The 19,150-nt window shown below is 51.7% G+C and carries 18 protein-coding genes and 2 pseudogenes; 19 read left to right on the plus strand and 1 reads right to left on the minus strand.

Going from position 1 to position 19,150, the window contains the following annotated elements; translation table 11 throughout:
* Positions 1–144: 144 nt before the first annotated feature.
* The 9 genes from DT73_RS06525 to DT73_RS06565 all read left to right on the plus strand — a co-directional run bounded on the left by DT73_RS06525 (position 145) and on the right by DT73_RS06565 (position 9,609).
* Positions 145–1,152, plus strand: coding sequence for a 3-oxoacyl-[acyl-carrier-protein] synthase III C-terminal domain-containing protein (locus tag DT73_RS06525; RefSeq protein WP_036105924.1), 1,008 nt, complete (start codon positions 145–147; stop codon positions 1,150–1,152).
* A complete protein-coding gene (locus tag DT73_RS06530) occupies positions 1,149–2,165 on the plus strand; it encodes an NAD(P)-dependent oxidoreductase (protein ID WP_036105826.1) in 1,017 nt (338 codons plus the stop codon). The genes DT73_RS06525 and DT73_RS06530 overlap by 4 nt, the downstream gene beginning before the upstream one ends.
* Positions 2,143–2,949, plus strand: coding sequence for an MBL fold metallo-hydrolase (locus DT73_RS06535; RefSeq protein ID WP_036105829.1), 807 nt, complete (start codon positions 2,143–2,145; stop codon positions 2,947–2,949). The genes DT73_RS06530 and DT73_RS06535 overlap by 23 nt, the downstream gene beginning before the upstream one ends.
* Positions 2,946–4,259: a F390 synthetase-related protein gene (locus tag DT73_RS06540; protein ID WP_036105831.1), complete on the plus strand. Its 1,314-nt coding sequence runs from the start codon at positions 2,946–2,948 to the stop codon at positions 4,257–4,259. Before DT73_RS06535 ends, DT73_RS06540 begins: the two co-directional genes overlap by 4 nt.
* Positions 4,256–5,224 (plus strand): NAD(P)-dependent oxidoreductase, encoded by a 969-nt coding sequence (locus DT73_RS06545; RefSeq protein WP_036105833.1) that lies wholly within the window; start codon positions 4,256–4,258, stop codon positions 5,222–5,224. Before DT73_RS06540 ends, DT73_RS06545 begins: the two co-directional genes overlap by 4 nt.
* Positions 5,218–6,348, plus strand: coding sequence for a glycosyltransferase family 2 protein (locus DT73_RS06550; protein ID WP_036105835.1), 1,131 nt, complete (start codon positions 5,218–5,220; stop codon positions 6,346–6,348). Before DT73_RS06545 ends, DT73_RS06550 begins: the two co-directional genes overlap by 7 nt.
* The gene (locus DT73_RS06555) at positions 6,345–6,911 is read left to right on the plus strand and encodes a hypothetical protein (RefSeq protein ID WP_036105838.1); all 567 of its coding nucleotides are present in this window, start codon (positions 6,345–6,347) and stop codon (positions 6,909–6,911) included. The genes DT73_RS06550 and DT73_RS06555 overlap by 4 nt, the downstream gene beginning before the upstream one ends.
* A 3-nt stretch (positions 6,912–6,914) precedes the next feature.
* The gene (locus DT73_RS06560) at positions 6,915–8,120 is read left to right on the plus strand and encodes a glycosyltransferase (RefSeq protein ID WP_036105840.1); all 1,206 of its coding nucleotides are present in this window, start codon (positions 6,915–6,917) and stop codon (positions 8,118–8,120) included.
* A gap of 211 nt (positions 8,121–8,331) precedes the next feature.
* Complete coding sequence (locus DT73_RS06565; RefSeq protein ID WP_036105842.1) at positions 8,332–9,609, plus strand: OprD family outer membrane porin; 1,278 nt, start codon at positions 8,332–8,334, stop codon at positions 9,607–9,609.
* A gap of 54 nt (positions 9,610–9,663) precedes the next feature.
* On the opposite strand, the gene DT73_RS06570 is transcribed toward DT73_RS06565, so the two are convergent.
* Entirely contained in the window at positions 9,664–10,803 is a 1,140-nt protein-coding gene (locus DT73_RS06570; protein WP_051691289.1) for a GGDEF domain-containing protein, read from the minus strand.
* Between the two features lie 293 nt (positions 10,804–11,096).
* Between DT73_RS06570 and DT73_RS06575 the strand changes: the two genes are divergently transcribed.
* The 10 genes and pseudogenes from DT73_RS06575 to DT73_RS06620 form a co-directional block, all read left to right on the plus strand.
* On the plus strand, positions 11,097–11,699 hold the full coding sequence (locus DT73_RS06575; RefSeq protein ID WP_036105847.1) for a CDP-alcohol phosphatidyltransferase family protein: 603 nt from the start codon (positions 11,097–11,099) through the stop codon (positions 11,697–11,699).
* Positions 11,692–12,621 carry a phosphatidate cytidylyltransferase gene (locus DT73_RS06580; RefSeq protein WP_036105849.1) on the plus strand — a complete coding sequence of 310 codons (930 nt, stop codon included), beginning with the start codon at positions 11,692–11,694 and terminating at the stop codon, positions 12,619–12,621. The genes DT73_RS06575 and DT73_RS06580 overlap by 8 nt, the downstream gene beginning before the upstream one ends.
* A 9-nt stretch (positions 12,622–12,630) precedes the next feature.
* Positions 12,631–13,266 (plus strand): lysophospholipid acyltransferase family protein, encoded by a 636-nt coding sequence (locus tag DT73_RS06585; protein WP_036105854.1) that lies wholly within the window; start codon positions 12,631–12,633, stop codon positions 13,264–13,266.
* Positions 13,259–15,022 (plus strand): bifunctional alpha/beta hydrolase/class I SAM-dependent methyltransferase, encoded by a 1,764-nt coding sequence (locus DT73_RS06590; protein WP_036105858.1) that lies wholly within the window; start codon positions 13,259–13,261, stop codon positions 15,020–15,022. Before DT73_RS06585 ends, DT73_RS06590 begins: the two co-directional genes overlap by 8 nt.
* Positions 15,015–16,355 (plus strand): phosphatase PAP2/dual specificity phosphatase family protein, encoded by a 1,341-nt coding sequence (locus tag DT73_RS06595; RefSeq protein WP_036105861.1) that lies wholly within the window; start codon positions 15,015–15,017, stop codon positions 16,353–16,355. Before DT73_RS06590 ends, DT73_RS06595 begins: the two co-directional genes overlap by 8 nt.
* Entirely contained in the window at positions 16,337–16,735 is a 399-nt protein-coding gene (locus DT73_RS06600; protein ID WP_036105867.1) for a hypothetical protein, read from the plus strand. The genes DT73_RS06595 and DT73_RS06600 overlap by 19 nt, the downstream gene beginning before the upstream one ends.
* 838 nt (positions 16,736–17,573) lie before the next feature.
* Positions 17,574–17,951: pseudogene (gene tssK / locus DT73_RS06605) on the plus strand (type VI secretion system baseplate subunit TssK); the annotation flags it as partial.
* 47 nt (positions 17,952–17,998) lie between these two features.
* Positions 17,999–18,376 (plus strand): DUF2345 domain-containing protein, encoded by a 378-nt coding sequence (locus DT73_RS06610; protein ID WP_235234435.1) that lies wholly within the window; start codon positions 17,999–18,001, stop codon positions 18,374–18,376.
* The gene (locus tag DT73_RS06615; protein ID WP_051691290.1) at positions 18,354–18,845 is read left to right on the plus strand and encodes a hypothetical protein; all 492 of its coding nucleotides are present in this window, start codon (positions 18,354–18,356) and stop codon (positions 18,843–18,845) included. The genes DT73_RS06610 and DT73_RS06615 overlap by 23 nt, the downstream gene beginning before the upstream one ends.
* Positions 18,846–18,926: 81 nt before the next feature.
* Positions 18,927–19,150 (plus strand): annotated as a pseudogene (locus DT73_RS06620) (hypothetical protein); the annotation flags it as partial.

Raw genomic sequence — 19,150 nt, forward strand, 5'->3', positions numbered from 1 at the left:
CTTTGCCGGAATTATTTATAGTGTAACCGCATGGCAAAGTGGATTTTGTCAGTTATCACACGGCGAACGAAGGCACTGTTTGCCAGGTTTATTGTCAGTAACTGTCTGACACCAGCCACTGGCTGGCGAATAATGGTTGGTTTAATGGAAAATGTATCTTTTACTGCACCCAGAGCGGCGCTCAAAATTATTGCCACCGGGGTGGCATTACCTGAAACCTGTGTGACCTCACGCGAACTGGATAACCGCCTGGGGAAAAGGCCTGGCTATGTGGAGAAGCGTGCAGGCATCGCCCGGCGTTATCACGCTGGAGCACAGGAAAGCCAGGCAGAATTGGGTGCCAGGGCACTGCATGATGCGCTGGCACATGCTGGTTTGCCCGCTGAGTCAGTAGACCTGGTGATATGTGCTTCTGCTATTGCGGTGCAGGCACTACCCTGTACCGCCGTCCATATTATGAAAGCCGCCCGCCTGCCTGCCGGTGTGGCCGGGTTCGATGTCAACAGTAGTTGTGTCAGCTTTATTGCTGCACTGGATGTAGCCGCAGGCTTACTGAATACCGGCGCTTACCGGTGTATTGCTATTGTTTCATCTGACCTTGCCTCGCGTGGTATCGACTGGTCCCACGAAGAAGCTTCGTTGATTTTTGGCGATGGCGCGGCTTGCGCCATTGTGGAGAAAGGCGACGGGCGCAGCGGTATTATCGCCAGCCTGGCTGAAACCTACCCGGCAGGCAGTGCGTTATGTGAAATCCGGGCCGGGGGAACCCGCTGTAACCCGCGCACAGGCATGGAAGACGCCGATTTCTTATTTCATATGCAAGGCAAGGCACTGTTTCGCCAGGCTGCTTCATTGATTGAAGGGTATTTTGCCCGTCTGCTTGCCAGAAGTGGAATGACGCTGGCTGATATCGCTACGCTGGTACCCCATCAGGCAAGCCATCTGGCGCTGGAACATATGCGTAAGCGCCTGAACGTTCCGGAAACTGTGCTGGTGGATATTTACCGCGATTATGGTAATCAGGTGTCTGCATCCATCCCCACAGCATTGCATGAAGCGATGATTTCCGGGCGTTGCATTCCCGGAAAACCACTGATGTTGATGGGGACCGCCGCCGGTCTGACCTTTGCAGGCATGGTGTTGCTGCCATGAAAGTACTGGTCACAGGCGCAACCAGTGGGCTGGGGCGCAATGCTGTCGATTTTCTGCTGGCGGCAGGCATAGATGTGGTGGCGACAGGCCGTAACCCGGTTGTCGGCCAGCAACTTGCACAGACTGGGGCGCGTTTTGTCGCTATGGACCTTACGCTGGCCGATGAATCTGCGATTAAGGCCTTGATGACCGGTTGCGATGCTGTCTGGCATTGTGCGGCAAAATCATCCCCGTGGGGCAAGGCCGAAGACTTCTTTCAGGCCAATGTTACGGTCACGCAAAAGCTGGTAAATACTGCCACCCACCTGAGTATTCCGCGGTTTGTGCATATCTCAACACCAGCAATTTATTTTGATTTTCAACACCATCATGCATTACCAGAAACATACCTCGCCCGGCGTTTTGCCTGCCACTACGCCAGGACGAAATATCTGGCTGAGCAGGTGGTAGCCCAGGCAGTACCTCAAAATCCGGCAACGACGTTTGTTATTCTGCGCCCGCGGGGACTATTTGGCCCACACGATAATGTCATTGTGCCCAGGGTGTTACGCCAGTTGCACCAGCGAAGGGGCGTATTACATTTGCCACGCGGTGGCCGTGCTTTGCTGGATCTCACGTATGTTGAAAATGTGGTTCATGCCATGTGGCTGGCAACCGGCGCTTCTCTGGCCCAGTCTGGTGAATGTTTTAATATCACTAACCAGCAACCTTCAACCCTTGCCGATATGCTGTATGCCTTGCTGAACCAGCAGTTGGGTTTGCATTACCTCATAAAATCACTGCCCTGGCCCGTGGTGTCTCTCGTCGTCAGTGGCATGGAAAGGGTTGGCGCATGGAGAAATCAGGAACCGGCACTGACCCGTTACAGTGCTGGTACTGTCAGCTTTGATATGACACTCAGTAGCGAAAAAGCTCAACGTATTCTGGGTTACCAACCCCGGTTCTCAATGGATGCAGGTATTGCCCGTACAGGAGAGTGGTGGCTGGCTCATGGCAACAATCACGGAATTTGAAGTGGGGTATTGCACCCACATTGGTTGTATGGCGCTGAAAGGCGCAGGGGTGAGGGTGTGTAAATTTCCGGCTCGCGCCTGGTTGCTGGAAGTGGGAGATAAGCGCTGGCTCTGGGACACCGGTTATTCGGACTGGTTTGGCAGTGCCACCCGCCGGGGAGTATTCCGTATTTACCGCCATATGACCCCGGTACACTTTTCTTCACACCAGGCACTGGTTAACCAGCTACAAGCTTGTGGCCTGCATGCACGGGATCTTACCGGCATCATTTTGTCGCATTTTCATGCAGACCATGTTGCCGGCCTGCGTGATTTCCCGGGAGTAACCTCTATTTGTAGTGGTGATGGGTGGCAGCAGGTCCGTGCGTTACGTGGTTTTCGGGCATTACGCCAGGCTTTTATTCCGGCACTGATCCCGCCTGAATTTGAATCCTCCCTGCAATTTATTGAAGCATTTCCACTGGTTGAATTACCCGGTGAACTGAGTCCGTTTACCCGGGGGTACGTATTGCCAGGCAGTGAAGGGCAGATCTTTCTGGTACCACTGCCAGGCCATGCTCCCGGACACATTGGGGCGTTTGTGCAGACCGACGATAGCTGGGTGTTGTTAGCCAGTGATGCCGCCTGGTCTGCCACCAGTTACCGTGAGCTTCGTGGCCCCGCGCGCCTGGCGCATCTGGTCATGGGCAACCCGCAACAGTTCTACCAGACACTACAAAGTCTACATACTCTGTCGCAATGCGGGCAGGTTACTATTCGCCTGTGCCATGAGGGAGACTTATGAATCTGGTGGCATTACTGTGGCACTACGCGCGTACCAGGCGGCTACGCTTTACTCACCGCGAAGCGCTGGAAACCTGGCAGACAAAGCGGCTGGCTCATTTTAGCCGCCATACTTTGCGCCACAGCCCATGGTTCAGGCCATATCTTCACCAGCCCTTCAAAAAGTGGCCGCTAATGGATAAAGCACAAATGATGGCCCATTTCGACCAAATGAATACGGCCGGGCTCAACCGGGATGAACTGCTGGCATGTGCTTTACAAAGCGAACAAAACCGTGACTTCACACCAAAAATAGGGTGTTTCAGTGTAGGGTTATCTTCAGGTACTTCCGGCCGGCGTGGCGTGTTTGTGGTCAGCCCGCAAGAACAATGCATCTGGGCAGGAGCCGTGTTGGCAAAAATGTTGCCAGATGGCTTGTTTGCTGGCGAACGGGTGGCACTGTTCCTGCGGGCTGACAATCATTTATACCAGAGCGTTAATAACCGCTGGCTTACACTGGCATATTTTGATTTGTTGATGCCGTTTCAGGAGCAGTTACCTGGCCTTACTGATTTCTCGCCAACCATTATTGTGGCACCGGCCCAGGTCTTGTGCGCACTGGCAGAAAGGGTGCTGAGTGGTGCATTGTCATTAAAGGTTAAAAAAGTGATTTCAGTAGCTGAAGTGCTGGATGCACGTGATAAGGCGCTGTTGGTTCGGGTATTTGGTGATGTGGGGGAAATTTACCAGGCAACGGAAGGTTTTCTGGCTGCCACTTGCTCACATGGCACATTACACCTGAATGAAGAATTTTTGCATGTGGAACCACAGTGGCTGGATGCGCACCGCTTTGTTCCGGTAATTACTGATTTTACCCGTTCGACGCAGCCGATTGTGCGTTACCGGCTGGATGACGTTCTGGTGGCACGGGAGGAAGCCTGCCCTTGTGGCAGCGCAACCCGAGCCATTGCCCGTATTGAAGGCCGCCATGATGATCAATTGCTGCTGCCGGGCCTGGGAGAACTTCCGGTAACAGTGTTTGCTGATGCCTGCAGCCGGGTGATAGCTCAGTCTTTGCCGCTGACTGCTGATTACCAGTTACGGCAGACCGACCATAACGCTCTGACTCTGGTCGCAGGGGGTTCTTTAGCTGAATTGCAGCTGTGCCAGGACGCACTTAACTGCTTTTTTCAGCGCCAGGGGGTTGTAAGCCAGAATTTGCTCTGGTCTCTGGTTTGTGGTGAGCCGGTGCTTACTGCGGGAACAAAACGGCGGCGTATTGTGCGCCAGTGGCGGGCTTTGCAATCCGTAATACAGGGAGTGAATGGGTGAATATTCTTGTTACTGGTGCTTCCGGGTTTATTGGCGGGCGTTTTTTGCAGCGCTTCGCCACAAACAGCGGCTGTGTGTTGTATGGCGTTGGCCGTCGTCCAGGGCAGAATGTACCTGCAGGAGCACAATATGCAGCTGTGCCTCTGGACAGGTTGGGCCAACTGGACTTTACACCTGATGTGGTGATTCATGCGGCTGGCCGGGCATCGCCATGGGGAACCAGAAAAGAGTACTGGCGCGATAATGTCCAGTCCACACAACAGGTGGTTTCGTTTTGCCAGCAACAGGGTTTACCGCGCCTGATTTTTCTCTCTACTGCTGCGGTGTATTACCGCTTTGCTCATCAGCACAATTTACTGGAAAGCCAGCCAGTTGGCCCCGAATTCACCAGTGAATACGGGCGTACAAAATATCAGGCGGAAATGTGTGTTGCCGGTTATCCGGGCGAGAAAACGGTACTGCGCCCCTGTGCGGTATTTGGTGAGGGAGATCAGCTACTGTTCCCGCCACTGTTGACCGCAGCGCGTAACAAACGGTTGTGTTGGTTAGAGGATGAAGGAGAACCTGCGCAGGCGGAATTAGTGCATGTGGATGTGCTGTGTGATTACCTGCTGCGGGCGGCAATGGCTCCAAAACTTCGCCCCTGCTACAACTTATCTGCCGGGCACCCGGTACTTACTCGTGATGCACTGCATCATTTGTTGATGCAACTAAACCTTCCTGTACCAGATGCAACGGTCCCATTACGCCGGGCAATGTGGTTTGCCCGTGCTCTTGAATGCATGTGGCGTATTGCGCGCCTGCCAGGAATTCCGCCTGTCACCCGTTTTGGTGTGGCGGTGTTTGGCTACAGTGCAACCCTGAATGTGGATGCAATGCGGGCAGATTTTGGCGAACCTTCCATTCCTTTTACTCACAGTTTCGACAGTTTTTTACACCATGCGAAAGGGTATATTCCATGCTAATACTGGCAATGTTATGGCTGTTTATTTTGCTGGTGAAGTATCTTCCCGCCCGGATAGTGCTGGCAGTGCATGCCACGCCATGTGATGTGCCTGCTTGTTTCAGCAATGTGGTGGTTATGCAGCCGGTGCTGAGTGGTGACCCTGCTCTGGAAAGTGTGCTGGCTGCCAACCTGGGCCAACTTAGCGGCGCCCGATTTCTGTGGCTGATTGATAACGACGACCAGGAAGCTGGGTATGTGGCCCGGCGGCTGCAACAGCGTTATCCCCATGCTGCCATTCATATTCACTACTGCCCGCCAGCACCTGAAGGCGTTAACCCCAAAGCGTATAAACTGGCACTGGGTTATGAAGTGGTTCAGGCTGAAGTTTTATTGGTGCTGGATGATGATGCCATACTCAGTGCGCCTTCGCTTGCCAGAATGCTTAGCGAAATGGGGGATAACACACTGGTTACTGCGCTGCCCTGGTACCAGGCGGGTGCAGATATACCATCGCGCCTGTTAGCGCAGTTTGTGCATGATAATTCCGCACTGACTTATTTACCGCTTCTCCCGGTCGCCCGTCCTTTATCCATCAATGGCATGTGTTATGTACTGGCGCGTACAACATTGGCGCGGGCGGGGGGCTTTCAACCCATACAACACCAACTGACGGATGACCTGGCACTGGCCAGCCACCTGGCAGCACAGCAAGTGACCCTGGTACAATCCACTGCCACAGTCCAGGTGCAGACCAGCCTGAGCAACGCACATCACTACTGGCGGCAAATGCACCGGTGGTTTGTGTTCGCTATTTTACTGATGCGTGAGAAAAATGGGGTGACCCGGCTGGCGATAGGCCTGCTTCAGGGCTTACACCCATTCTTGCTTTGGGCGATGCTGGTGCTGGCATTTGGCAGCGTGATGAACGCGGGCACTCTGGTTGCTGCGCTGGTTGTTCGCCATTTGGTGTTACGTAATATTCAACTGGCTGTGCAACCGGGTATTCCCTCACGCCCGTTGTATTCGCTGCTTTCGGAACTATTGCAACCGGTACATGTGCTGCATGCTCTGGTTAACCGCACCATTACCTGGCGCTCACGGCGTTACCGCATCTACAGCAATGAACGGTTTGTTGCACAATGAGCATACTTTCGTTGCAGGTCGCTTTTATTACCGGGCGCAGCATGCCTGGCAACCTGGCTCTCAGCCCGGAGCAACAGGCCTTTTTGGAGCGGGTCACGCCACCGGGTGCATTGCCTGTTTATGCCAATTTCCCCTGGGAAAGCGGCCAGGCAGGCTGGCAACCTACCGGACTGCTGCGTGCCAGCCTGAATAATGCCCGTGAATATTTAAATGCCAGAAAACCAGAGTTTACCCGCCGTTACCAGCCCGTTGCACAGGCGCTGCTGGAATCTGCTGAGCATACGGTATTGCTGGCTGGCAGCTGTGGGCTGGCATTGTTCAACCAGCTGGCGTTGCCCCCACCATTTCTTGATCGAGTGAGCGTTTTTGCCTGGGGCCCTGTTGCGCACCAACGGCCGGGCTGCCGCCATTTGCTGGTTCAGGGGAGCCAGGATCTCATTTCCCGCCTGTGGTTGCGTGATGTTGATGCCTGTATTCGCTCGGGGCATATGGGGTATTTATCGCACCCGGAACTGGTGCCATTATGCCGTAATTTTATCGCTCCACTGATTTGCCAGGAGTAGTACATGCAACGTTTACTGGCCTTGATTCCCCCAGGGACATCCCGCATCGATTTACTGGCACCGCCGTTTGCCGGGCACCTGAACCCGGTGCTGGCTATGGGCAGGGCTCTGGCTGAACACTACCAGGTGCGTATTCTCAGCACCCAAAAAGCGCTGCCGCGTATTCATGCTGCCGGGCTGACTGGCGTTGCAATTGAAGGTGAATATGATGATGTGTTATGCGCCGTGGCAAACCCACAGTATGCGGTGAAAACCCACCCGGTTCGGTTATACCGCCAGTTTCGGGAAGTTGTGGGGTTACTGGTTAACTTTTCCCATGCGTTGGCGCAATACTGGCGCGATGAAGGCACGCCTGATTTAGTTATCAGTGATTTCACATTACCCGTGGTAGGTGAGGTTTGCCGCCAGTTTTCGGTTCCCTGGTGGACCAGCCTGCCATCACCTTGTGCACTCGAAACCGCTGATGGTGTGCCGGGGTATTGTGGTGGGTTGCTGCCTCCGCGCAATAAGTTTGAGCGGGTGATTCAATTCCTTCATCGCAAAAAAGTGCGTGGGTTCAAAAGGTGTATATTCTGGTTATTTCGCAAAACCATTCGCCCAACCGGTATTCACCGGTTATACCGTGAAGATGGTTCCGAAAGCGCTTATTCAGCTCACTGTATTCTTGCCTTAAGTGAAGAGCGCTTTGAATTTCCCCGAACCTGGCCTGCCGCTGTTCATTTTATCGGCCCGGCGTTATACACACCGCCAATAATAGTGCCGCAGCCACCATTCGAGACCGGTAAGCGCCATGTTCTGGTGACACTGGGCACACACCTGGACTGGCATAAAGCTGAAGTGACCCGGGCGGTGGCAAAACTGGCGCAAACTCTGCCGGACTGGGTTTTCCACTTTACCCTGGGTAACCCGGATACTGCCAGTGTGGCGCACCAAAGCAACCTGTATTGCCTGCCCTGGGTTGATTATGACCGCTGGGTTTCTGAGTACGATGCCGTGATTCACCATGGCGGCGCAGGCATTATGTGGCACTGCCTGAAAGCAGAGCGTCCGGCACTGGTTTACCCGGTTGATTACGACCAGTTTGACCATGCTGCATGCCTTGCCTGGCACGGTAAAGGCATTTGGCTGAAAGGGGGAATTCACGCTCTGGAACAGGCAAGGCCGCTGCTGTTGCGCCTGGTCCAATCCACAGTGAAAAATGAAAAATAGTCACTTTGGCCTGCTTTTTGTACAAAACCGCTGCTTTTCTTACCATTGAGCACACAGTCTGCTAACCATCGCACCAATTGATAATACTTTTCGTTAGTTTGCCTGGTAAAAATGACAAATTGTATGCCTGTGTAACCTGTAGTTACATGAAGGTGTGCGTTTTTCATTCAAATAAACAATTATACAAACAGACAACACAGGTAAACACAACGTGAAAAAATCACTGCCTTTCGCCGCCTTGCTGGTCTTGTCGGCAAATGCGGCTGCGGCCGACTCCGGGCAACAGACCAGTAACGGCTTTCTGGAAGATAGCCACCTGGATGTATTGCTGAAAAATGCCTATATCAAGCGTGATTATAAAGACGTTGGTGTTCGCGACCGCGATGAATGGGGCCAGGCCATTATTGCGACATATAATTCCGGGTTTACTCAAGGGCCGGTTGGCTTTGGTGTGGACGGTATTGCTCAGTATGCAGTACGCCTTGACGGTGGGCGCGGGCGTAGCGGTGCGGGCGGAATCGACTTCTTTGCTCAGGACCAGGATGGCAAAGCGAAGTCTGATTTAGCCAAATTTGGCGCGCGTGCCAAAATGCGTTTTTCCAATACTGTTTTGAGTTATGGTACTCAGCGCCCGGCATTGCCAATTGTTACCGCCGACGAATCCCGCTTGCTGTATGAATCTTTTACTGGCTTCATGCTGGATTCGCAGGAACTACAAGGGCTGGATGTCAGCGCAGGCTATTTCACTGCAGAACAGCAAAAAAGTGACGACAGCCATGACAGTGGGTTAAACAGCCTGGCTTTTGCCGGGGCACGCTATGCCTTTAATGACCAGTTTAATGCTGCTTTTTATGCGTCATCTGTGCAGGATGTGCAGAATAAACAATATCTTGGCATGACGTTCACTCAGCCACTGACGAATGACCAGAAACTGATTCTGGACTTCAACGGCTATAACTCTCGCCTTGACCAGTCTTATGCCGACAGCCTGAACACCGGGCGCAGCAATACGATTTGGAGCCTGGCAGCCAGTTATGTGTTGTGGGATATCCATACCTTTAAAATCGCCTGGCAACAGAGCAGTGGCAGCACGGGTTACCACTATGGCGGTTACCGTAAAAATGGCGGTATCGGCGACGGCGGCAATACGATTTGGCTGGCTAACTCTTACTGGTCTGATTTCAATGGCGAGGACGAGCGCTCCTGGCAAGTGGCTTACTCCGTTGACCTTGGCGGGTTGGGCGTGCCCGGTCTGAGCTACGATGTGGCTTATGTGCGTGGCGACAACATTAAAACCTCTGCCAGCAGCAACGGCCATGAACATGAGTTCTTTAACCAGGTGCAGTACAAAGTGCCGAATGGCATCGCCAAAGACCTGAAACTGAAACTGCGCTATTCCGTACTGCGCGTCTCTTCCGATGCGGCGGATTACAACATTGGCGGTAATGAAATCCGCGTGTTTGTTGAGTACCCGTTCTCTATTATGTAAACCTGTTTGGGTGGCAGCAAAAATATGCTGCCACCCAGCATTATCCCCCCGGATTCAGTACGCCCAGCGGTTACGCCCTGACTGTTTTGCACGGTAAAGTGCGGCATCAGCCGTAGCAATAATCTCATTGGCATTTTTCCCGTTCTCTGAATTTGCCAGCCCCATACTCACTGTTACCCAGCCACTCACTTCTGACTTTTCGTGAGGCAATGCTTTTTCTGCCAGGCATTGCTGAATACGTTGCGCAACACGTTCAGTGTCTTGCTGGCTGGCATGAGGCAGTACAATGACAAACTCTTCGCCACCATATCGGGCGACCAGGTCCTCTGGGGTACGTACCGCACTTTTTAAGGCATCAGCAACATTCGCCAGGCATTTATCGCCAGCCTGGTGGCCATAATTATCGTTGTAACGTTTGAAGTAATCGACATCAAGAATGATGATGCTGAATGGAATTTGTTGGGCAACAGCGTGTTGCAGGTGGTCTTCCAGAGCCCGCCGGTTGGCCGTTTGGGTGAGTGCATCCTGGTGTGCCATTGTGTCCAGCCGTGATACCAGAAGCTGGTTTTCGTTATAGCGTTGCCAGGCTTCATTAAACCAGCGAACCAGTAGCCATCGGCTGTAGATAAAAATCAGGGTACAACCTCCCCAAATCAACAAAATCCGCGCATTAATACCCTGATTGATATACAAACTGGCACTGAAGGAGATAAACCATAATGGCAACACAAAACAGAGCAATAAACTCAGGTGAAAATAGAGCGCAACCACAGTGCTCAGAAGCAGCGTAACACTGAGTGGGAAAGCAAAAGGCAAATGCCAGAAGGCGGTGAAAACAAAAGCGCTGAATGACCAGGCGGCACTCAGCAGAAGTAAGACAACCTGGCAGCGTATTCTGAAATGGGGTGAACAGATCATTTTGCGGTGCGACAGCACAACCAGCATTACCACTCCCGCCAGCACTACACACATGAGCATATCAATAACCGGAATTAATTCGCGCGCAGTCAGAATGGTTGCGTCGTCGTAGCCCATTAATCTAAAACGAAGCAGCACCATCAGCGAAAAGGTGGCGTGGACACAGGCAAGGAAAGGTAAAGCCCGGGCCAGCGCATGGTTGACCATATCATGTCTGTTCAACCATTGAGGTGCGGTTTCAGATACCCGATTATCGTGTGGCGGCGATATCTTCACAAAAAGCTCCCGTTCTTTTTATCCTGATAAGTGTAATCGCTGCATACAGGTTTGCTGCCTGCTTCCCACTTTTGGTCGCTATTTCGGTAATAACGGTATGTAAGTACAGCAAATATGTTTATCATTGGCCCTTGCCTTTATAACAATAAACGTACTCAGCCAGAACAGTGCCTGGCCTCGCTTTCTATTTGCTCTGTATTTCCGCGTTATTACCGCAGTCTGTGATATCCCATTGGCATTCTTTTTCTGTAGCCAGTTAATACATTTTGAGAATAAACGGCAGGAGCCACAACGTGACGCTGTATGACATAAAACCGCAGTTCCAAAATTTGTTAAGACCCCTTGTTGCCCGGCTTTATTCCCGTGGTGTTACCGCCAATCAGGTCACTTTGCTGGCTATGGTGTTATCACTGCTGGTGGGGGGCATTTTGATTTGTGTCCCGCATACAGCATTATTTGCCTTACTCCCGCTGTTTTTGTTTTTCCGCATGGCATTAAATGCCATAGATGGCATGTTAGCCCGGGAATTTAACCAGCAATCGGTAATGGGGGCAGTGCTGAATGAGGTGGGGGATATTGTGTCAGATGCCAGCCTGTATCTGGCATTCGCTTTTCTTGCCGGTGTATCGCCAGTTGTCGTTGTGCTGGTGGTGTTGCTGTCATGGCTGACGGAGTTTTGCGGGGTACTGGCACAGGTTTTAACGGGCACTCGTAATTATCGTGGGCCTTTGGGGAAGAGTGACCGCGCATTTCTCTTTGGCGCGGTTGGGCTGGTTATCGCCATCTGGCCTGAGTATATCCCCTGGGTGAATCACGTATTTATTTTGGCCGCACTGCTTCTGGTCTGGACCTGTATCAACCGTTGCCGTAGTGCAATGGAGGTGCCGCATGTCTGATTCAACTCACCTTCTTTATGTTTGCCTTGGGAGCATATTCGGCATTTTAATTCTGGCAACGCTGATTACCCTTGGGCTAAAACTATTGCGGCCGCAGAAAAACTGGCTGGAGCTACAGCAGCGGGTGACCAGCTGGTGGGTGATTATCGTTTTATTCTCTCTGGCGATGCTGTCACCAAAATGGCTGGCACTGACTTTCTTCGGTTTTATTAGTTTTCTGGCACTGAAAGAGTTCCTGACCCTTTCCCCAACCCGGCGTTCCGACAGCATTCCGTTATTGTGGATGTATGCCGCAATTCCGGTGCAGTATCTGTGGACGGGGATGTCGTGGTACGGCATGTTTATTATCTTTATCCCGGTTTATGTTTTTTTATTTCTGCCTGCCAGGATGGTGGTTGTCGGCGATACCAAAGGTTTTCTGCATTCAGCCAGTGTCATGCACTGGGGCATGATGACTACTGTATTTGCGTTAAGTCATATTGCTTATTTACTGACGCTGCCGGGTTCAGAAACCAAAGCGGGAGCGTTGTTGGTGGTTTTCCTCGTTGCTCTGACTGAGCTGAACGATATTGCTCAATATTTGTGGGGCAAATCGCTGGGCAAAATAAAAGTCACCCCGAAGGTCAGCCCAAATAAAACGCTTGCCGGGCTGCTGGGAGGGGTGTTTACCACGATGCTGCTCGCCGTTATTTTGGGGCCAGTTTTAACACCAATGAACGGGTATTACTCCCTTGCTGCAGGCCTGGTGATTGGGCTGAGTGGTTTTTGTGGTGATGTGGTGATGTCGGCGATTAAACGTGATTTTGGTGTTAAAGATTCAGGGAAATTATTACCAGGCCACGGAGGTATTCTCGACCGGCTTGATTCCCTGATTTATACCGCGCCGTTGTTTTTCCATTTTTATTACTATTTCTATGTGTAGAGGGCGCGTATGAATCGCCTGTTACGCTGGATTTTTACGTTGTGTATCGCTTACCCGGTTGTCTGGGTATGGCTGGGGGTGTCTGTCGCGGGGCGCAAAAAGCTCCCGGTTAACGGCCCGGCTATTATTGTTGCCAACCATAATAGCCACCTGGATATTTTAACCTTATTTACCCTGTTTCCTCTTTCAACTCTGGTTAATGTTCAACCGGTTGCCGCCGCAGATTACTTTCTCAAAAATAAGCTGATAAGTTGGTTCGCCCTGAAAGTGATTGGCATTATTCCGGTACACCGGGGGGCTCACCAGGCGAACCCTTTACAGGCCTGTGCTGATGCGCTGGCAAACAACAAAATTGTGATTATTTTCCCGGAAGGCACACGCGGTGAACCGGGTAAATTTTCATCCATTAAGTCGGGAATTTGGCATTTAAGCCAGCAGTGCCCGGATGTACTTATTACGCCGGTGTATTTGCATGGGCTTGACCGCTCCATGGGGAAAGGCCAGAAAATCCCGGTCCCCTTTTTTATTGATATCTACGTAGATAACCCACTTCACTCTGACGCGGATAAAAATCGCTTTAAGCAGGATTTATTAAACCGCTTTATCGCATTACAACAACTCGCCACAAGGAAACAGCATGAGTAAGGATACCCGCCACTTTAATGAGCGTGAGTTTTTAACCAGTGATGGTACTGAACTGTTCTTTCGCCACTGGCCTGCACCCGAGGCAAGCAGCCATAAAGTGGTAGTGATGTTTCATCGCGGGCATGAGCACTCCGGCCGCTTACAGCATATTGTTGATGAGCTAATGATGCCGGATACCCACTTTTATGCCTGGGATGCGCGCGGGCACGGAAAATCTCCCGGGGAACGCGGGTACAGCCCCAGCCTTGCCCGTTCAGTGCGAGATGTAGATGAATTCGTGCGCTTTGTGGCACAAGACGCTCAGGTAAGCATTGAGCAAATTGTGGTGGTTGCCCAGAGTGTAGGGGCTGTTCTGGTCGCAACCTGGGTGCATGACTATGCCCCAAAAATTCGCGGTATGGTGCTGGCTTCACCTGCGTTTAAAGTTAAATTGTATGTGCCTTTTGCACGGGCTGGCCTGGGGCTGCTACAGCGTATTCGCGGCCTGTTCTATGTGAACTCGTATGTCAAAGGGAAGTTCCTCAGCCACGATGAAGAGCGTATTACCAGCTTTGAGCAGGATAAACTCATAACCCGCCAAATTGCCGTTAACATTTTGCTGGATCTCTACCAAACGGCGGAACGTATTGTTGCTGACTCTGCTGCTATTACCATTCCCACCCAATTGCTGATTTCAGGCAATGACTATGTGGTGCATCAAAAGCCACAACAGCAGTTTTATGCTGGCCTGCGCAGCCCGGTAAAAGAGCAGCATATCTTACCGGGCTTTTATCACGATACGCTGGGGGAAAAAGAACGCGCGCGGGCTTTCGGGCATATGCGCCGCTTCATTGGTGAACTTTATGCTCAACAACCCTGCCAGTTTGATTACAGCCGCGAAGATTGCTGGAGCCCCAGTGCGGATGCATACCGGGAATTGCAGGCGCCGCCTGGGCGCTTTTCACTGGAAGGAGCCGGGTATGCGGCGCTGAGCCTGGGCATGAAAACACTTGGCCGCCAGTCTCGTGGAATGAGTCTTGGCTATGAAACCGGATTTGATTCTGGCAGTACTCTGGATTATGTCTACCGTAATGAACCTGAAGGGAAGGGGATACTGGGGCGGATGATTGACCGCCAGTACCTCAGCAGTATTGGCTGGCGGGGCATTCGTGTGCGCAAGGAGCATCTTCAACAGATGATTGCACAGGCCGTTGCCAGGCTGCACAGTAATGGCCAACCAGTCCGCGTGGTAGATATTGCCGCCGGTCATGGCCGCTATGTGCTGGATGCTCTGGAAAAACAGGCGGGTATCGACAGCATATTATTGCGCGATTACAGTGAGCTGAATGTGGAAAAAGGCCGGGCCATGATTGAAGCGCGTGGCTTGGGCCAACTGGCACAGTTCACAACCGGCGATGCATTTGACTACGGTTCACTGGCGGAGTTGGCTCCCTCTCCAACCCTGGGTATTGTTTCCGGGCTTTATGAATTATTCCAGGACAACAGCGCTGTCAGCACATCTTTAGCTGGCCTGGCAGCCGCCATTCCTCCCGGCGGCATATTGATTTATACCGGCCAGCCCTGGCACCCACAACTAAAAACTATCGCGTATACCTTAACCAGCCACCGTAATGGTATTCCATGGATGATGCGGGTGCGCAGCCAGGGGGAAATGGATTCACTGGTCGCGCAGGCAGGGTTTGAAAAGTGCCATCAACTGATTGATGAGTTTGGCATTTTCACGGTATCCATGGCGGTGAGAAAACACGATGGCTGAACCTGACCTGGCGGTGAACCGCGCTATGCTGTACCGGCGTGGCGTTTGCTGGCTGTTGCTGCTGGCTCCGCTCTTTTTCCTGACTTACGGCCAGGTGAATCAGTTCACCGCGAGCCGTGCTGGTGTGGGGAGCATGGTGTTTAACTGGGAGCATTCTATTCCTTTCCTGCCCTGGACCATTGTGCCTTACTGGAGCATAGACCTGCTGTACGGGCTTTCTCTGTTTATCTGCACTGTGCGGCAAGAACAGACTCGGCATGCCTGGCGCTTAGTAGCCGCCTCTTTGGTTGCCTGTACCGGTTTCCTGCTATTCCCGCTGAAATTTACCTTTATGCGCCCGGATGTTCCGGGTGCTTTTGGTTGGTTGTTTCACCAACTGGAGCAGTTCGACTTGCCTTATAACCAGGCACCTTCGCTGCATATCATCCTTGCCTGGATCTTATGGCTGCGCTTCCGGGAACACCTGCACGGCTTAATGCGCCAGGTCTGTGCCGGGTGGTTTCTGTTGATTGGCGTATCCGTTCTTACAACCTGGCAGCATCATTTTATTGATGTTATTAGTGGGCTGATAGTGGGGGTTCTGGTTAGCTACCTGGTGCCGGTTTCAGGCCGTTGGTACTGGCAGCGCCCGAGTAAGCAGGCGTTGCGCCTGGCCGTGAAATATTGTGCAGCCAGCATATTGTTTGCTCTGGCGGGAGCCGTTATCCCCTACGGGTATTTCTTGTTTTGGCCGGCACTGTCTGTGTTGGTGGTCGCGCTTGGGTATGCCGGGCTGGGTACGGCGATATTCCAGAAGAGCAGTGCAGGTACGCTGTCGCTGTCTGCGCGTCTCGTATTATGGCCTTACTTAGCGGGGGCTGCACTTTCCAGAGCCTGGTTTTCCCGCCATCTCGCCCACAGCAATGTGGTGTGTGATGGGGTGGCACTGGGTGGTTTTCCTGCCAAAGGCAGGAAGGTTTCGCAGGCTGCTGTGTTGGATCTTACTGCTGAATTTCACATGTGCCGCAGTCAGCCACAAGACTGGCTGTCTCACCCATTGATGGACCTGGTCGCACCAGATGAACCCACTCTGCGCCATGCAGTGAGCTGCCTTGAACAGTTGCATCAGGCACATGGCAATGTATTGGTGTGCTGTGCATTAGGGCTATCGCGCAGCGCAACGGTTGTTGCTGCCTGGTTGCTCACCAGGGCTCATGTGTCTTCAGTGGAGCAGGCTGTTAATTTGATTAAGTGCCAGCGACCGCAAGTGGTTTTTACCCCGGCACATATCGCGTTACTGGAACATTACCGGGCAACACAACTCAGAGAGACCCAATGCCAGACATCATGCTAACTCACCGGATTATGCGCATTCATTTGTCTTCATGGCGTTATTTTGCCGCACTGACCCTGCCGCCATTGTTCGTCGGGTTTCTGCATTTAGCGTCGTGGGGAAGCCTGGTTTCGTTGGTGTTGTTTATCTCCACGCATTATTACTGTTGGCGGTTGTGGCTTGATGAACGGCTGTTTCAGTTACTTGAAAACAATGAAAATTTACTGGAATTTGACGCTGGTATGGCGTGTATCTGGGGTGAGCGTTCCGGTGAAGTGCGGGATATAGCTCAACGCTGGCGGGGGGCTGTAAGGCTATTTTACCGGGCAATCGTCTCACTGATTTTATTGTGGCTGGCAGCATTGGTGAATGTGGTTTACTGGGCTAGCACCAACCAATAACTATTTGTAATCAAAGAAGTTGTTATTTAATAGCCAAAATAATGGAATGTAATTGAAAAATTATCCCTGCCATATTTTGCTTCGGAGGGGTAATGTTGTTGTTACTTGGGTAACTGGCTTATTCCTCCTGTCAATTGACACAAAAGGCATTACATACACTGTCACTGACTTTCTTCTAAGAAAAGCGCATTGCACCCGCAATACTTACAGAGTGTGCTAATAAATAATATTTATTACTGCTTGTTTGATTGTCAGGGCAGGGAAGGTGGTTGCTTATCCCGCTGGAATATCTTGAAGCGTTTAATCGCTCTACTGCTCTTCCCATTCTTCTTTATCTCTCCTGTTGTTCCTTATCTACTTTATTGATTGTTAATAGTTATTTGATCTTTTACGCCTTGATTTTAATCAAATTAAATTACTTTTTCTAATAACATCCTGCAGATTTCAACCTCTTCGACATAAATGTTTGCTTTCTGAACTCTGGGTGGCGTGTCTCTCTAATACTTTAGTATTACTAATGATTATAAATTAGAATTAAATTCTTAAGAATATTCTAATCAAGAAATTAAGATCTGAAAATTTGATCTAAACAGGATTGTTATACTATTATCGTTCGCGGTGGCTGTAGTGCGAAAAAAGTACTAAGCAATATTCAGAGGGATGATTGGATGTCTGATAGCTTTCGGGACGAAGTATTACTGACACTTGTTTGTCTGGGATTTAACTGGAGCGCAAAGGAGATGTTATGCCGCTCAGTATTTTCAGGCAGAAGACAAGGATGTGAATCTTTCACTGGTTTTATGGGTACGAAAACCCAAAGTCTGGAGTGGTCTCAGGGATGAAAATTTACCGTCCATTATGGAGCGAAGGGGTATTACTATCCCCGCAACAGTTTCAGCAACAGGCTGAATGGGAATCTTTTTCTCGGGCTGGGTTGTCACTGTTGTCCAGCCCCTTTCCGTGGGGGGTTGAGCGCGCAGAGCTAAATGATGCACTTCTCGCATCTGGGCGTGTGCAGGTTCAGACTCTGCGTCTGTGGCTACCTGATGGCACGCTGATTGACACACACAACAGTGAGTTACCGCCAGAGCCTCGGGAAGTGGTGCTACCTGATCCTGCTCGTGAGGACAGCGTGACTGTGCTGGTTGCGTTACCAGTGATGCAACCCGGCATCGTCAATGTCCAGGCAGAATCAGTACCTGCTGAACGCCCGCTATCAGCATCGGTACTGAGGGGCATATCACCGGGCTGGCAGGCGACAGCGTGGGGGTGTTTGCTCAACACGGAAAGCTGAGCCTGATTTCGGCACAGGGGCCGGTACAGTTTCAGGCGCAGAATGGCGTGATGCACCTGAGCGCGGAGCAGAAACTGACTCTCATTTCCGCCAAAGAGTTGCTGCTGGCCGGGAGGAAGCGAATACGCCTTGTTGGTGGTGGGAGCTCCATCATCATTGAGCAGGGGCAAATCAAATACGAGACAGCCGGGACTTACACCCGCAAGGCCCGGAGACTGGATACGGAAGGTGGGGCATCGCAGAGGATAGAAATGCCAGTCCTGTACCCACCAATCGAAAATAAAATCTGTATTCCGTGCCTGCTAAAAGCGATTCAGTCAAACGATGGCATTGTGCAAGGAGCATAGCGATGGACACAACGGCGTTACTGGCACCCATAAAGAGTGTGACTGGCATGCTTATCTGTTCAATGGCATCACGCAATGGTGGTTGCCAGGCGAAACGCAGTGGCAACGGCTCAGCATTGCTGTTTCTGAAATAGAAAACCCCAGAAATCATGTTATCCGGCTGGATAAAACCACCTGGCAGCAAATTGCGGAGAAGCCCGAAGTGGCCACCCTGTTGAGCAAATGGCAAGAAATGCCAGCCAGCAGGGTGTTTCCACCCTGTACGCAACGTTTGATGGTAATAAAAGCACTGAATAAAGCCGGGAAAATGGGGTTAGAACAGCCTGTTGATCGGATGCTATATGCTCTGTTTTACCTGGATGGGGGGCGTAATCAACTGGAGTCCGATGCACTAAAGGCTGAGTTACCCAGTGTCGTGAGTGGCATGACGCCACTGTTTGATGTATTGGCCCACTATACCGCTCCCTGAGCGCAAGTTTGGCGCAGGTGAACAGATAGCGGGCTGGAGGCTCTGAAGGCACATTCATGAATAACATAACAGGGAGCGAAAATGGGATTCTGGGCAAAAGTTGAACGGGTTGATGCAGCGGTGGCACAGTTTTATGCCCGGCGAAAAGTGTGGATTTGGGGTGTGGTGTCACTGCCGGTGCTGTATGTGGCGGGCTGGATGGTGTGGGTGATGCTCTGGGCACCACCGGCAGGCGGGGTGACGCTGATTATTCACAGCAAACTGGACCGGCCCATACTGGGGTTCAGCGTGAACGGTATGGCGGG

The sequence above is a fragment of the Mangrovibacter sp. MFB070 genome (genome assembly GCF_000705335.1).
In the GTDB taxonomy this organism is placed as follows: Bacteria; Pseudomonadota; Gammaproteobacteria; order Enterobacterales; family Enterobacteriaceae; genus Mangrovibacter; species Mangrovibacter plantisponsor.